Origin of the sequence: Citrobacter sp. Cpo074 (assembly GCF_030332745.1) — a bacterium.
Taxonomy (GTDB): domain Bacteria; phylum Pseudomonadota; class Gammaproteobacteria; order Enterobacterales; family Enterobacteriaceae; genus Citrobacter; species Citrobacter portucalensis.
The window spans coordinates 98,607-114,490 of the sequence record NZ_JAOWHG010000038.1 but is presented as its reverse complement, the minus strand read 5'-3'; the positions used below and the strand labels follow the sequence as shown (position 1 = coordinate 114,490).

The following is a 15,884-nucleotide window of genomic DNA, read 5'->3' as shown; positions in this document are numbered from 1 at the left end:
CACTTATCCGGCCTACAACCGAGCCAAATTGTAGGCCGGATAGGGCGCAATAGCGCCGCCATCCGGCATATTATTAACCGATATCCACCTGCGGTTTGCTGTTGCGTTTACGGATCATGCGCAGCACCGGCGGGACCACGATAACCAGTACCGCCATCACCAGCAGCACTTTCGCCACGCCGCTGGCCCACAGAATATCCATACTGCCGTTACTGATAGACAACGCCCGGCGCAGGTTCTGCTCCAGCATTTCCCCGAGAACGAAGCCCAGAATCAATGGCGACATTGGGAAGTGCATTTTACGCAGGATGTAGCCCAGCACGCCGAGGGCGACCATCAATACCAAATCGAAGGTGGTGCTGTGAACGGCGTACACGCCAACCGCGGAAACTGCCGCGATAGCCGGTACCAAAAACCACAGCGGGATGGTCAGCATGCGGGTAAACAGACCGATCAGCGGAATGTTCATCACCAGCAGCATTACGTTAGCAATTAGCAGCGCCGCAATCAGCCCCCAAACGATATCCGGCTGCTCGGTAAACATGGCTGGCCCCGGGGTGATGTTGTACAGCGTCAGCGCGCCCATCATCACCGCCGTGGTACCGGAGCCCGGCACGCCGAGCGTCAGCATCGGAATAAAAGAGCCGCAGGCCGAGGCGTTATTGGCGGCTTCTGGCGCCGCTACGCCACGAATATCCCCCTTGCCAAAGCTGTCGCTGTTGCCGCTGAGCTTTTTCTCGGTCATGTAGGTGATGGCACTGGCAATGGTGGCGCCAGCGCCAGGCAGAACGCCGACGAAAAAGCCAATCACTGATGAACGCAGGGTGGCCCCTACGCACTGTGCACCTTCTTTGGCGTTGAACAACATGCGGCCCGTTTTACGCACCAGCGTCTGGCCACTGCTGGTATGTTCCAGCATTAACAATATTTCAGAGACAGAGAACAGCCCAATCACCACCACGATAAACTGCACACCGTCAGAGAGATGGACACTGTCAAAAGTAAAGCGATAAACCCCGGTGTTGGCGTCTACGCCGACGGTCGCAAGTCCGAGACCGATAAGCGCTGCCAGAAATGATTTCAGCGGATTTTGCGCCATCATGCTGCCGAGACAGGCAATGGCGAAAACCATTAAGGCAAAGTATTCCGCCGGACCGAAGGCCAGCGACCATTGGGCTAACGCCGGGGCAAACAGAATGATGCCCCCGATGGCGATAAGCGAACCAAAGAAAGAGCTGACCGCCGAGATAGAGAGCGCCACGCCGCCGCGTCCTTGCTGCGCCATCGGGTAACCATCCAGCGCGGTCATAATCGCCGCCGCATCGCCAGGAACATTCAGCAGAATGGAGGAGATGCGCCCGCCATATTCACAGCCTATGTAGACTGTAGCCAGCAGGATCAGCGCGGATTCTGCGGGCAGATGCAGCGCAAAGGCCAACGGCAGCAGAATCGCCACGCCGTTGATCGGCCCAAGGCCAGGCAACAAACCCACAATGGTGCCGACAAAACAGCCTATCAAGGCGATGACCAGGTTTTCCGGCGTCATTGCCACCGCGAAACCCTGAGAAAGATAAATCCAGGTATCCATCGTTTCTCCGTTAACCCAGCCAGGCGCCGAGTGGTAAGGTGACGTCAAGCAGTCGGTCGAAGGCAAACCACAGCAGAATGCCGAGCACCGCGCCGGAAATACCCGCAGCCGGGATGGTTGCGCCGAACAGCATGCCAATCACCACGGTGAGAATGGCGGTGGCGATGGGAAAACCGAGCCACTCAAAACCCCAGGCGTACATCAACAGAACAATCACCATCGTCAGCAGCTTTTGCAGCACGTGGCGACGGGGCCAACTGATGGTGTCCGGATGGCGCAACAGCAGCGCCACGGCGCAGACCAGCATCAGACTGATAATGCCAAGCGGGAAGGGACGCGGCCCTACGGGTTCATAGCTGTATTCGCTGCTGATTTGCCAGGCCACGAACAGCCCGGCTATGCAGAGCAACAGCCAGATACCTGCGAAAATACGATCGCTCATCATCTTTGCCTCTGCGTTTACTTCGCCAGACCGAAGGCTTTCGCCTGCTCACGATAATCCGTGACCTGCTTTTTCACGTAGTCGTCGAGCTGTTTACCGCTCATGTTGAACTCAAACAGACCGCGCAGATCGCGCTGCTTTTTAAACTCATCGGTCTGCTGGAGTTTGTTAAAGGCATCAACCCACCACTGATACTCGGCGTCGCTGACTTTTGGCCCAACGTAGAAGCCACGAATGATAGGCCACACGAGGTCATAACCCTGCTCTTTAGCGGTTGGTACGTTGGCTAACTGGCCCGGCAGGCGTTCATCAGAGAACACTGCGAGCACGCGGATTTTGTCGCCGCTGAGGTAAGGCACCATCTCACTGAGATCGCCGGAAACCACCTGTACGTGATTTCCCATCAATGCGGTAACCGGTTCGCCACCGCCTTCAAAGGCCACGTAGCGCATCTTGTGCGGATCGACATTGGCTTTTTGCGCCAGCAACGCCGACTTCATCCAGTCCTGGCTACCGATAGAGGCGCCAGCACCAATGACCACGCTGTTGGGATCTTTTTCCATGGCTGTCAGCAGATCTTTCAGCGTCTTCCATGGCGCGTCCTGACGTACGGCAATCATGCCGTAATCGGTACCCACACTGGCCAGCCAGCGGACATCATCCACGCCGTAGCGACCAAACTTGCCCTGTGACAGATTCAGCAAGGAGCCGCCGGAGAAGGCCACCACGGTGCCTGCTTCAGCCGGGCGTTGGGCAACAATCGCGTTATAGGCCACAGCGCCAACGCCGCCGGGCATGTATGTCACGCGCATCGGTTTTTCGATAGCGCCGGTTTCCATCAAACTCACCTGAATCAGCTTACAGGTGAGATCGAAACCACCGCCGGGTTTAGCAGGGGCGATACATTCAGTGCGCGACGGCGCTTGTTCCGCCAGTACAGAGGTACTCATCAGTAAAATGCTTGCAGTAAGGGTACGAAATAACTGTTTTTTCATTGTTTATCCTCACACCGGAAAACCGGATTTTCAGGTACGGAAGAAGATTTTTGTGATTATGTGAGCCGATGTGTAGCAGTTCGGTTGCGTGATTGTTAAAACATTAACCTTTCAATTCCCTTTCAATGCGGCAGAAACTTTACAGGATGTGATATGCGTCTCTTATTAGCGGAAGATAACCGTGAGTTAGCTCACTGGCTGGAGAAAGCGCTAGTGCAAAACGGTTTTGCCGTTGACTGCGTGTTTGATGGCCTGGCAGCCGACCATCTTTTACATAGCGAAACGTATGCGCTGGCGGTGCTGGACATCAATATGCCCGGTCTGGATGGCCTGGAAGTCGTTCAGCGGCTGCGCAAACGCGGGCAGACGCTTCCTGTCCTGCTGCTGACGGCGCGTAGCGCGGTGGCCGATAGGGTGAAAGGGTTGAACGTCGGAGCCGATGATTATCTGGCAAAGCCGTTTGAAATCGAGGAACTGGATGCCCGGCTGCGGGCCTTGCTGCGTCGCAGTGCGGGACAGGTGCAAGGCATACAGCAACTGGGGGAGCTGGCGTTTCACGATGAAGGCTATTTTCTGTTGCAGGGGCAGCCGTTGGCGCTCACGCCACGTGAACAGGCGCTGTTGACGGTGCTGATGTACCGTCGGTTGCGGCCGGTTTCACGTCAGCAGTTGTTTGAGCAGGTCTTCAGCCTGAGTGATGAGGTTAGTCCCGAAAGCATTGAGCTGTATATCCATCGCTTACGTAAAAAGCTACAGGGAAGCGATGTGCGTATTGCTACGCTGCGTGGTCTGGGCTATGTGCTGGAGCGTAGCGATGAAGTGGGTTAAACCCCAATCGTTGTACCTGCAACTGCTGATGTTTCTGGGCCTGCCGCTAATGTTGCTGTGGGGCCTGTCGGCATTTAACAGCTATGTCAGTGCGCTACAGGCGGCGACCCAGGCGTATGACCGGACACTACTCTCATCCGCCAGGACCGTCTCCGAGCGGCTGGTGGTGCGCAATAAACAGCTGGAAGTGAACGTGCCATGGGTGGTGCTGGACAGCTTTGAACTGAATATGAACGACCGACTGTATTACAAAGTGGTTGATCCGGCGGGGAAGGTTATCTCTGGTTATGACGATTTACCGGCGATGCCGCCTGCCACCTCGCGCACGCGTCTTTACCCGGCGCTGGCATGGTTTTATCACACCGAATATCGCGGTGAGGCAATCCGCGTGGCACGTCTTCTGCAGCCCGTCAATGAAGGCGGTATTGTCGGCATGGCGGAGATTTATGTTGCCGAAACGCTGCAATCGCGGCGTTATCTGGCGCGACAGCTGCTGTTTTCCTCGTGGGTTTCGCAAGGGTTGCTGGTGCTACTGACTCTGGTGCTGGTTGGCTGGCTGCTGCGCCGGGTGCTACGCCCGATGCGCCAGCTGTCATCGCTGATGGTGCGTCGTGAGCCAGGCCTGCTGACGCCGCTGCCGGAGCTGCTGCCATGGTCGGAAACCCGTCTGCTGATTGTGGCATTCAACCGTTATCTGGACCGACTTCGCGGTCTCATCTCTCGTCAGGAGCGCTTCAGCGCGGATGCTTCCCATCAGCTCAAAACGCCGTTGGCGGTACTGAAAACTCAGGCATCGGTGGCTCTCGCCAGCGCCGAACCGCGGCAATGGTATGAGAGTTTACAAGCCATGAGTAGCACGCTCGATAATACCATTCAACTGACGGAGAGGCTGTTGCAGCTGTCTGCGGTGAAGCGCAAAGAGCAGGGGGAAAGGCATTTCTCGCCGGTTAATCTGTATGAGGTGGTGCAAACCAGCTGTTTTACCCGACTGGCGCAGTCGCGTAGTAAAGGGATCGATCTGGGCTATGAAGGGGAACAGGACGCGGTGTGGGTCGAGGGAGATGAAGTGCTGCTCGGTGAACTGTGTGGGAATCTGCTGGATAACGCACTGAAATACACGCCGTCGCAGGGGATGGTGACCGCCCGGCTGCAACGAGAAGGAGAGGCCGTGGTGCTGGTAGTCGAAGATAGCGGGCCGGGCATAGATGAGCAGATGGTTCATCAGGCTCTGCTACCGTTTCATCGTCTTGATAACGTAGGCAATGTCCCAGGCGCCGGGATCGGCCTGGCGCTGGTCAATGATATTGCTCGTCTGCATCGCACGCATCCTCAGCTAACGCGTAGTGAGACATTAGGTGGGCTGAGGGTTCGGGTACGCTTTTTAAGCGTTACCGTATGAGGTATTCATGATGATGATATTTGTTGTTTAATTATAATAAAAAGTAATTAATTGTATTATTAATATCATTTAAAATGTTGTCGTAAGGCAGCTGTTTTTATTTTAATTACGGTATTAAACAGCAACTCTAAGGTGATTCAACGTCACTGAAACAATATTTTTGTGCAATTTATCATACATAAAACACTTTTTCATAGACCATGAGATGTTATCTGTCAATAGCGAAAATGTTGTTAAAGGTTATCTTTTTTGCTGAGGTAGATAAAACTACTATTGATGTCATCTGCATTAAAATCATATAGATACGATTTCACTGGGGAGTGTTGTCACAGTAATGAGTATTATTTTTTACATTTACTGACAATGTACCATTGCGTTTTTTAGACTTGTGATATAATTAGCAACATGAAATGAGAAAAAAACAATTAAAGATCAATAAATAATGGGCTGAGATATGCTTAAAAAATCGCTAAAGATTAGCAGCCAAGGATATCCAGTCTTTTTAAAACTGGTCGATTTCATTGTTATCAATGTGACGTTAATTTTTAGCGCCCATCTGCTGGGTTTGGTGCCCTTTAACACCATTGCCATTTTGAGTCTTCTCTTCTCAATCTTTTTCTTGCTGTTTGCTGAATACATTAAAATGTACCAGCAAAAGATTAAGACGATCGGTTTACGTAATCAAAAGCGCTTGGTTTTTTGTACGCTGCTGGCGATTTTTTTTAACGAACTGGTCAGTATGACGGTGGCTGAACCTGAGTCACTGGGCTACTTAGACAGACTGCCTTCCCCTTTTTATTCAGCCATTATTTACTGGTACTTCATTCCATTACCTTTTCTTTACTACATTCGTTTTTTTATTTTTAAGTATTCAACGAAAAAGAGTATACGCGTGGCGATTATTGGTCTGACCGACAATGGTCTGGCCGCAGAAACCGCGCTAATGAATGAATACGCCAATATCACATTAGATCTGGCCTTTTATGATGAGCGCGCCTTATCTCGCTGTGGCGATGTCGTTGATAAGGTTAAAAGCCCCTTTCGTGGTCCGGTGATCAATCTGGTCGAGGAAGCCAAGAAGGGAAACATAGACGAAATCTATATTGCTTTACCGATGGTTGCTTTACATCGCATTCGTCACTTTTTGGCCATGATGTCAGACACCACCGTAGATACCTATATTGTCCCTGACTTTTATACCTACAGTAACAACATGTCCAAGTTACGCTCCATCCACAATCTGCAAACTATCGGTATCTTTAGTTCACCTTTTGAGGGGGCGGGCTCGTTTATTAAGCGGGCGGAAGATTTGGTTCTTGGCAGCATCATTATGGTGATGATTTCCTCCCTGATGCTGGCTATTGCCATTGGTATCAAACTCACGTCCCGTGGGCCGGTTTTTTTCAAACAGGACCGCTATGGCTTGAGTGGGCAAAAAATTAAGGTCTGGAAGTTTCGTTCTATGCGCGTCATGGAGAATTCCGATACGGTTATTCAGGCCACTAAAAACGATCCGCGGGTAACCAAATTCGGGAGCTTTTTGCGCCGCACTTCGCTGGATGAACTTCCTCAATTTATTAACGTTTTACAGGGAAGTATGTCGATTGTCGGTCCCAGACCTCATGCGGTTACGCATAATGAGCAGTACCGCAAACAGGTCGAAAATTACATGATTCGCCATAAAGTTAAGCCAGGGATCACTGGGCTTGCGCAGATCAACGGATTCCGCGGGGAGATCGATGCGCTTTATAAGATGGAAAAAAGGGTTCAGTACGATATTGAGTACATTCAAAACTGGTCGTTATGGCTGGATATAAAAATTATTATTAAAACTATTTTCAAAGGATTTGTCGGTAAGAATGCATACTAAATTACTCGTTATTACCGGAATCGTGATATCGCAGTCCGCATGGGCTGATTTAACACCGAAATCACACATTGGCTTTGCGGGGATAGACTTCCAGGGCAAGGTCGCTGTGGACTACGGTTATAATGATAACGTGTCTTATCAGCCACATAGCAGTGATGCTATCGGTTCCTCGTTTCAGAGTGCGGCGCCCGTTCTGAGTATGATTGGAGAGCGTGGTCAGGATAAGTATTTGCTGATGTACTCCGGGGATTATCGTAACTACTCAAGCGATTCTGCTGATAACTACAACGATCATTTTTTCCGTTTTAACGGTACCTGGCGGTATGGGCTCAAGCATGGCTTAACCCTCAATCTGGAGGATTCGCTTGGGCATGAATCCCGCGGTCGTGACATCACCGAGGGTTTTTTACCTAGTCAGTTCGAGCTGTATGGGATTAAATCTCCGCTGACGACGAATTTTATCAATAGTGAATTACGCTACAGCTACGGTGCGCCTGATGGTCGCGGCAAAGCGGAACTGGCGTTGTTATACAAAAAACTGACTTTCGGTAACACCTCTGATGTTCGGGACAGCAGTGAGGACTTCTACAATTATATTCAGGAACAGGAATGGCATGAAAATAGCTTGATAGCGGAAGTTTTTGACCAATACTCATCCAGAACGCGCTTTCGCTATAGCTTTATTACTAACCAGCGTCGCTATGATAACAACTCAGAAAAAGACACTAATGAGTATTATTTACTGTATGGCCTGAAGTCGCAGTTGACGGGGAAAACCAATGTCGACATGAATATTTCATGGTTGTATAAAACATTTGAAAACAACGCAAACTCGCATGATTTTAATGGTCTAAACTGGGACATAAAAGCGGAGTGGAAGCCGTTACAACAGTCTGTTTTCACGGCCCACTCTGCGCAAAGCATTAAAGACCCATCGGAAGTTGGGGGATATATTTTAGTGACCCAGTATGGCCTTTCTTACCAGCATTTCTGGTTAGGCACTCGTTTTTCTACTTTATTGGACTACTCATTCACTTCGGAAGACTATAAAAAACAGAACAAGGATCGGCATGATAAAGATGGCGTGTTTAGCGTCACCATGAGCTATGACTACACGCCGTCGGTTAATTTTGAGATTAAATATCAGATAGATACATTAAATTCGAATAAGGATACTGACTCGTTTTATATCGGTCCCAACGACAATCAGGAAGTCATTAGAACGTTGGGTTATGATAATTCTATGATTATGCTTAAAGCTAAGGTTCAGATCTAAAATGAAAATAATAGAACTGTGCGCGGTTTTGCTATTCAGTATCCTGTTGGTCGGATGCACAGCGTCCAGCCCGCGATTAATGGACGATCCTGCTACTGTTCAGCAGGATTACCGGCTTGGGGCGGGGGATACGGTCAATATCGCTGTTCATGGTCAACCCGATATGACGATGCGGTTTATTTTGGATAAGAGCGGGGAAATTAATTTCCCGTTTGTTGGTGCTCTTAAATTACAAGATAAAACCGTTGATCAAGTGACTAAAGAATTAACTCAACGCCTGACCGGAGATTATTTTACATCTCCAATGGTGACGGTGAGTATTGCCGAGTTCCGCAAATACTATGTTTCAGGTGAGGTAAAAAGTCCAAATGGCTTCGCTTATGAGCCAGGGCTTACCGTCGAGAAATCTATTGCGCAGGCGGGTGGATTTACAGATCGTGCTGACCGAAAAGATATCAACATTCGCCTGTCAGGGAGCAATCAGTTGCTTGAGAATGTCGATTTAACGCACTCTGTTCATCCTGGGGATGTCGTGATTATTGGCATGGGGTTCTTCTGACGATGAAACTATCAATAGTGGAAAACGGCAAAAAACGAGAAAGCAGTGTCGAATTCTCCCGCTTTGCCAAAGAGCTGAAAAAGAACGCCTGGAAAATCGCGCTGGCCGGTATCGTTGCCGGGGTCGTCGCGTATCCGTTAATCAGCATGATGTCTTCAAAGTATGTTTCAACGGCGACGGTGCTGATTAAGGCGCAGGCTGATAACGTTTCTCCGTTTCCACAGGTTGATGGTTTCGATTCAACGCGCAGTGGTTACTACGAAACACAATATGCGTTGATGCATTCACGTATTGTGCTGGAGCAAGCCGTACGTGATATGAAGCTGGATGAAAACCCGGAGTTTACCGGGGAAAAAGCCGGTGCTCAGGGGGCTGATAGCAATGAAAGTCGGCAACTGAGAATGGAGCAAGCGCTGAAAACGTTATCGAAAAACCTGAATGTCATCGGTATTCGCACGACGAACCTGGCTTCCATTACCTATGAATCAACTTCGCCTCAGGTTGCGGCTGATATTGCCAACGGCGTCGCGCAGGCTTTCATCAACTATACGGTGGAGCAGAAACGTCTGAAGGTGGAGAAAGCTCGCGAACTGAATTTTGAAAAAATGGAAGAGATTCAGAAGTCGATAGCTAAGCAAAAAGACGAGATGGACAGCTATCTGAAAAATGCCGGGCTGCTGACCTTCCGCGGTATCGATGGTTTTGAAACCGAGCAGTTAAGTATCGTAACTAATCGCCTGGCCGATGCGACCCAGCGTCGGGTTGCCGCTGAATCCGTCTATAACGAGGTGAACGGGGGAGGTAAGTCCCTTGAGAGCGTTATCTCGCTGCCTTCGGTCTCTAACCACGCTCAGATCCAGGATTTGCGCATCGCGTTGATTCAGGCGCAACGAACGTTGTCCGAACAGCGTAAAGTCTATGGGCCAAAAAATCCCGCCATTTTAAAAGCAGAAGCCGATGTTCAGTCGATCCAAAGCCAGACCGGGCGGGTATTGGGCGAGCTGAAAGTCGGTTTACGTCAGCAATATCTGGCGGCGCTGGCGGACGAAAAAAACTATCAACAGCAAGTGATTGAGCAGAAAGAGATCTTCCAGAAAATGGCGTCAAAACGGGATGCCTGGAACAGTCAAAAGCTGTCGTTAGATAAAATGGAAGACCTGTATAAATCGCTTTATCAACGTACTCAGGAGCTGTCGCTGTCCGGCGTGAATGCCGATGCGGTGTTATACGACCCTGCGGTACCCGCGTTAAAACCGGCGAAACCGAATAAATCTTTATTGTTGCTGATGGTGGTCATGCTGGTGGTGGTGTTCAGCATCATGTATTTCATTGTCAAAGCGGCAATGGATAACTCAATCGGTACCCTTACTCGCATGAAAAAACGGCTCAATGTTGTTCCGCTGGGTGAAATTCGTCGTTTTAGCGGAACCTCAGGGCGCGCACAGGTGCGGGATATGATCATGAAGAACCCGCTTAATGCCGATATTGTGCACGGTATCCGTACCCGGATTATGCTGGATAATCGACCTTTACAGACGCTCGCTTTGGCGTCGGCGGAGCACGGCGATGGGCGTTCTTTGTTGGCGAATCTGTTAGCGAACTCTTTCAGTTTCGACCAGAAAACACTGCTTATTGATGCAGATTTCTTTAACACTGGTGGGCTCACATCCGAGCTGGCGTCAGCTACATCCGCAGGCTTAGCGGAACTGCTGCGCGGGGAGACAGAGCTTGAACAGGCGAGGATCAAACTCAGTGATAATCTCGACTTTATTCCACACGGCAAGAACACCATCTCATCTTTACTGATGCTGTCTTCGGAGCATGTTGAACTCTTAATGCGCGAGTTGAAATCGCATTATCAGCGCATCATTATTGATGTTGCTGCCGTGAATCAGAGCCAGGATGTTCAACTGATCAAACGTGCCGTCGATGGCGTTATTTTCATTGTGAAAGCCGGGGCGGGGTCGGCGGGACAAATCGCCAACGCGCTGGATAAGATCGAGGAAAATAACGGCGTGGTGATTGGTGCGGTGCTCAATGCAGTTGAAGAAAAGGATCTTGAGACGCAAGAGGGCCTGCGTTCACTGAATTTCAGTACCGATCAACTGATGGCAACGCCAGGCCGCGTATGAGTCTACTGAAGAGCGCTTCCACAATAGCCGGTTCATCAGTCATCTCGCAGTTGATTGGTGCACTGTCTATTTGGTTTATTTCACACAAGTACGATATGGCTGAAGTGGGGCTTTATGCGCTCAACTACAGCATCGCCGTGGTGGGCGCTCAGGTGTGTACCTTTGCATCACAGCTGTTAATTCCTAAACAGCAGGATGACGAACTGGTGCAGAATGTCGTGTTTTGCTTAATACAAAGCACGATCATTGCCTTACCGTACGCAGTGCTGACCGCGTGGCTGTTTCACCAGAACATTCTGTTCCTCTATTTACTGACGCTGGCAACGGCGTGGGTTTTAATCTCGGAAAACCTGTCGCTACGCACGGCCAACTTTCGTTTTCTGATTTTCCAGCGTATTTCTGTCTCTGTGGTGGTATTACTTTCGGTTCTGGTTACGCACCATGTACAGCTGTTTTATTGGTCGTGGGCCTGCGCGACGATGGTGCTGACCATAAGCTGTATTTTGCATTCGTTTGATATTCGTTCGGTGGCGGCCAGACATCTGCGACCCGCCAGTAATTGGCATTTTTTCAAACAGAATATTCATCACATTACCAAAGTGGGCAGCGCGGAAGTGCTGGCGATGGCCAGCAGCAATTTGCCTATTATGCTGATTAACTTTTGGTTCTCGGCGCTGACGGCGGGTTATTTTTCCGTGGTTAGCCGCTTTTGCCTGGCGCCGGTGGTGATCATCGGGAATGCGGTGCGCAATACTATTTTTTCCAAATGGTCTATCGACTTCAGAAATAATACCTTCAACTATCAGGAGTATACCAGGGTACGTATGCTATTGCTGGTACTAGGGGTTATCTGTACCCTTGGGGTTTTTATTTTCTATCCGATTGTGATGCGCCTCGGCTTTAGCGAAGACTGGATAAACTCCATTGAGACGTCACGCTACATGTTGCCCTATTTATTCCCGGCGCTGGCGATAAGCCCTCTGACGGTGATAGAGCTTATTTTTGGTTCCCATCGCTATTTTCTGCGTATCCAACTGGAACAGCTGGCGATTGTACTCTTCGCTTTTGTTGTGACGCCCTATTTTTATAAAGATTATGCAACGTCGGTCATCTTGTTTTCTTCACTGACATTTATTCGCTACGCCTTCATTTATCTGAAAATGAATAAGCGAGCCAATCTCCTGAAAGACAAGCCGGTGATACTATGACGCTGAATACCGGATACTATTTACAGGTTTATACCTTTGTCACGCTGATCCTGTGTGGCCTGGTGCAATACTTTACCGGCATGCAGTCAGTGCTGTGGATACCTTTTTTCCTGACCCTGTTGATGGTGGGATTATTGGTGATGCAGACGCGTGATGGCTCCTTACATCTGGATGCCCAGGAGACGATTGTCCTGGCGTTGTACTTTTCGTTTCTGGTGCTGGCTGGAGCATCGACGCTGATTCAGGGCGGGATCACAGTCGCGATTGTGGCATTTAAAAACGAAATTGCGCTGTCGCTGGTGATGATCTGTTTGCTGCTGGGCTTTTGCAGGGAATCACAGATTTACCGCGCAACGCGCTATCTGTATTGGGTGTTTTACGCGCAGATTCCGGTAATGATTTATCAGGTTTTACTGGTCGTTCCCCAGCGCGTTGCGGTGCGCGGCGAAGATGAGAAATGGGACTCCGTGGTTGGCACGTTTGGCGGTGACCCAATGGGGGGCGGGAATACTGCCGCAATGGGCCTGTTTTGCCTGTTAATTATGTTGTTAAAAGTCTCCGAATATAAGCATGGGCTCACCACGTTCAAGTCCATGGCGCTGCATATTGTTCTCGGTATCGGGTTATGCATCATTGGTGAAGTGAAGTTTGTCATCCTGCTATCGCCTATATTCCTGGCGTGGGTGTGGCTTTCACCGAGCTACGTCAAAGACGTTAGTAAGGTCAATCTGAAGACGTTGTTAGTTATTGTGGCGGGAATGCTGTTGCTTATTAGCCTGTCGATTGTGATCCTCGCATACTATTATTCTACGGCGTTCGGCGGCGATCCGTCGAAAAGCTCGTTAAGTATTTTTATCGACTCCTTAAGCTATATCTTTGATCCGAACTACATTATGTCTACCGGTGAGTTAGGGCGCTTTACGACGTTCCTGTTCTGGTTGAAAAATAACGATCTGTGGGGGCTTTCAGGAACGTTATTTGGCTACGGACTCAATGCCACTAACAGTGGTAGTACGGTGTCGCCGGGCTTTTTGAATATTATCTACAACTTAATTCTCGACTCGACTTCCCTAAGTATGCTGCTGTGGGAAGTGGGGGTGATCGGCACGTTGCTCTTTATTAGCTTATTCATTTATATCCTGAAAGTTTGTCAGCCAAAGCCATTACTGACGCTTGAACAACTGGACCAGCAGGATCTCCAGTTATTGAGCTTTGCACCGGCGTTTAACGCTTTTGCTATCAGTTGCTTAATTAGCTTACCTTACAGCCAGATACTGATGATTACACCGATGTTACAATTCCTGTTCTATTTATCACTAGGATCAAGTTTAGTGATTCGTCGAACCGTCCTTCGCTGCGTAGGGTAATTGTATGGACCAAAAACCGTTTATTTCAGTGAGTATTAAAACACTCAATGAATCTAAATGTATTGAGAAGACGATTGACAGTATCCGTAAGCAGCTTATTGATTATCCACACAAAATTATTGTGGCAGATAGTCTGTCAACGGATAACACCCAACAGCTTGCGATCGATAAAGGGGTGACCGTAGTGTCCTTAACTGACCCTGGCGATCGCTGCTGTGGCGTCGGGCACCAGTTAGGTTATCTGTATAGTGAAGGGGAATATCTGTTGTTGATGGACGGCGATATGGAGCTGGAGGAGGGCTTTGTGGATCAGGCCGTCGCGTTTTTGCAGGCCGAACCAGAATATGCAGGCGTTGCGGGAACCGTTGAAATGGATGATGCCGTAAACTATGAATTTAAATCGCGTAAGCAACGCATTAATAAAATCTATCCACTCGGGGATAGCGATCATCTGGGTGGCGGTGGGCTGTATCGTCGGTCGGCAATTGAAAAAATTGGTTATCTGACTAACCGTAATTTGCACGCGTATGAAGAGGCTGAACTGGGCCTGCGTTTAATCGAAGCAGGCTATAAACTGCGGCGTCTGGATATTCCTTACTTCAGCCATACGTCACATACGCTGCCGACGTTTAAGATGCTGGCGCGGCGCTGGACCAGTGGTTATTACCAGGCGCCAGGTGAGCTTTTGCGTTGTAGTTGGGGGAAACCCTGGTTTTCCCAGTCATTCAACATCGTGAAGAATGAGGCGGTATTTGCGCTCTACCTTATTCTCTTATTTGTGGCGATGCTCAGTTTAAATATCAATGTGTTTGCCGTTGCGCTTCTACCATTACTGGCGTTTGCTTTGTTGAAGATTGTGCAAAACCGCTCGTTAACAGATGGGCTGCAAAGCGTTATTAATTTAATCGTACGCTCAGCGGGGCTGATCAAAGGTATTTTTTATCCGGTACGCGATCCGCTGACTCCGCCTAACAGTAAAATCATTCATGAATAACCGGGGCAGGCGCCATGAAAGTATTATTGGTTAACAAGTTTTTTTTCATCAAAGGCGGCGCGGAAACGGTTTATTTTCAAGAGCGCGATATGCTGAAACAGGCCGGAGTGCAGGTTATTGATTTCTCTATGCGGCATGAGAATAATTTCCCCTCGGACTATACGGATTATTTCGTCAGTAATGTGGACTACCACAAAGCGAGCAATCTGCTGGGTGGTATCAAAACGGCGGTTAACTTTATTCATAATTCGCAGGCCTGCAAAAAAATGCTGGCGCTATTAGAAATAGAGCGCCCGGATATCGTCCATTTTCACAACATCTACCATCAGTTAACACCAGCGTTGATTAAAGTTGCGCGCAATTTTGGCTGCAAAACGGTGCTGACTGCGCATGACTATAAGATAGTCTGTCCCGCCTATTCCATGCTGCGCGACGGCAAGGTGTGTGATTCCTGTATCACCGGAACGGTTTTTAATGCCTTCAGGTATCGTTGTCAGGAAGGTTCAGCCTCAAAAAGTTTACTGCTCTCCCTGGAGGCAACCTGGCAGTACATTGCACAAAACTATCAGGCACTGGATGTGATTGTTTCACCAAGCGTTTTTTTACGCGGTGTCTTGCTGCGCACGCTGCCAAATTCGCGCATTGATGTCATCGTCAATGGCGTTGATGACAGCCGTCCCCTGGCTGAAGTGAGCGATGAGGGCTATATGCTGTACTTTGGCCGTCTGAGCCGTGAAAAGGGCGTGGCAACGTTGTTGGCAGCGCATAAAAAAATGCAGAACAAAGCGCCGCTGAAAGTTGTAGGGCACGGTCCGTTGCATGATGAATTAGCCGCCAAATACACTGATGTTGAGTTTTTAGGTTATGTGCAACAAGGGGAGGCGCTCGATAAGCTTATTAAGCATGCGCGAGCGGTGATCCTGCCTTCAGAATGCTATGAAAACTGTTCAATGGCGATATTAGAGGCGATGTCCTTAGGCAAGCCAGTTATCGGGTCGCGCATTGGCGGTATACCGGAACAAATTCGTGACAGTATCGAAGGGATTTTATTCGAACCGGGCAATGCGCAGGAGTTAGCCAATGCGATGGATGCCCTGGCCGACTCGCCAGAGAAAGCGCGGGTCATGGGCTTACTTGGTCGTGCGCGGTTGAGTGAAAAATATGCGCTGAGTAAACATATGGATACCCTCCAGGCGCTGTATAAAGAACTGCTGAGCAGGCCATAG

At 49.4% G+C, this 15,884-nt stretch carries 13 protein-coding genes; 10 read left to right on the top strand and 3 right to left on the bottom strand.

From position 1 onward, the window contains the following. Positions 1–73 precede the first annotated feature (73 nt). From OGX83_RS22255 to OGX83_RS22245, 3 genes are read right to left on the bottom strand one after another with little or no spacing between them, the layout of a single operon-like run. Positions 74–1,588 carry a tripartite tricarboxylate transporter permease gene (locus OGX83_RS22255; protein WP_003826025.1) on the bottom strand — a complete coding sequence of 505 codons (1,515 nt, stop codon included), beginning with the start codon at positions 1,586–1,588 and terminating at the stop codon, positions 74–76. 10 nt (positions 1,589–1,598) lie between these two features. Beyond that, the gene (locus OGX83_RS22250; protein ID WP_095533105.1) at positions 1,599–2,033 is read right to left on the bottom strand and encodes a tripartite tricarboxylate transporter TctB family protein; all 435 of its coding nucleotides are present in this window, start codon (positions 2,031–2,033) and stop codon (positions 1,599–1,601) included. A 14-nt stretch (positions 2,034–2,047) separates the two neighbouring features. Further along, positions 2,048–3,025, bottom strand: a complete 978-nt coding sequence (locus tag OGX83_RS22245) for a Bug family tripartite tricarboxylate transporter substrate binding protein (protein WP_008785593.1) — start codon at positions 3,023–3,025, stop codon at positions 2,048–2,050. A gap of 153 nt (positions 3,026–3,178) precedes the next feature. Here OGX83_RS22245 and tctD point away from each other — a divergent pair, with 153 nt between their 5' ends. The 10 genes from tctD (at position 3,179) to OGX83_RS22195 (ending at position 15,884) form a co-directional block, all read left to right on the top strand. Continuing rightward, positions 3,179–3,853 (top strand): transcriptional regulator TctD, encoded by a 675-nt coding sequence (gene tctD, locus OGX83_RS22240; RefSeq protein ID WP_003826032.1) that lies wholly within the window; start codon positions 3,179–3,181, stop codon positions 3,851–3,853. Further along, on the top strand, positions 3,840–5,252 hold the full coding sequence (locus OGX83_RS22235; protein ID WP_032944678.1) for a sensor histidine kinase: 1,413 nt from the start codon (positions 3,840–3,842) through the stop codon (positions 5,250–5,252). Before tctD ends, OGX83_RS22235 begins: the two co-directional genes overlap by 14 nt. Positions 5,253–5,706: 454 nt before the next feature. Continuing rightward, entirely contained in the window at positions 5,707–7,122 is a 1,416-nt protein-coding gene (locus OGX83_RS22230) for an undecaprenyl-phosphate glucose phosphotransferase (protein WP_008785590.1), read from the top strand. After that, the gene (locus OGX83_RS22225; RefSeq protein WP_286589201.1) at positions 7,112–8,398 is read left to right on the top strand and encodes an outer membrane beta-barrel protein; all 1,287 of its coding nucleotides are present in this window, start codon (positions 7,112–7,114) and stop codon (positions 8,396–8,398) included. The genes OGX83_RS22230 and OGX83_RS22225 overlap by 11 nt, the downstream gene beginning before the upstream one ends. A 1-nt stretch (position 8,399) precedes the next feature. Beyond that, positions 8,400–8,957: a polysaccharide biosynthesis/export family protein gene (locus tag OGX83_RS22220; RefSeq protein ID WP_003826038.1), complete on the top strand. Its 558-nt coding sequence runs from the start codon at positions 8,400–8,402 to the stop codon at positions 8,955–8,957. Positions 8,958–8,959: 2 nt separating this feature from the next. Next, entirely contained in the window at positions 8,960–11,089 is a 2,130-nt protein-coding gene (locus OGX83_RS22215) for a GumC family protein (protein ID WP_286589199.1), read from the top strand. Further along, entirely contained in the window at positions 11,086–12,297 is a 1,212-nt protein-coding gene (locus OGX83_RS22210; RefSeq protein WP_286589197.1) for a lipopolysaccharide biosynthesis protein, read from the top strand. The genes OGX83_RS22215 and OGX83_RS22210 overlap by 4 nt, the downstream gene beginning before the upstream one ends. Then, positions 12,294–13,664 (top strand): hypothetical protein, encoded by a 1,371-nt coding sequence (locus OGX83_RS22205; protein ID WP_008785587.1) that lies wholly within the window; start codon positions 12,294–12,296, stop codon positions 13,662–13,664. Before OGX83_RS22210 ends, OGX83_RS22205 begins: the two co-directional genes overlap by 4 nt. 4 nt (positions 13,665–13,668) lie before the next feature. Further along, positions 13,669–14,658 carry a glycosyltransferase family 2 protein gene (locus OGX83_RS22200; protein WP_008785586.1) on the top strand — a complete coding sequence of 330 codons (990 nt, stop codon included), beginning with the start codon at positions 13,669–13,671 and terminating at the stop codon, positions 14,656–14,658. Positions 14,659–14,672: 14 nt separating this feature from the next. Next, complete coding sequence (locus OGX83_RS22195; protein WP_286589195.1) at positions 14,673–15,884, top strand: glycosyltransferase family 4 protein; 1,212 nt, start codon at positions 14,673–14,675, stop codon at positions 15,882–15,884.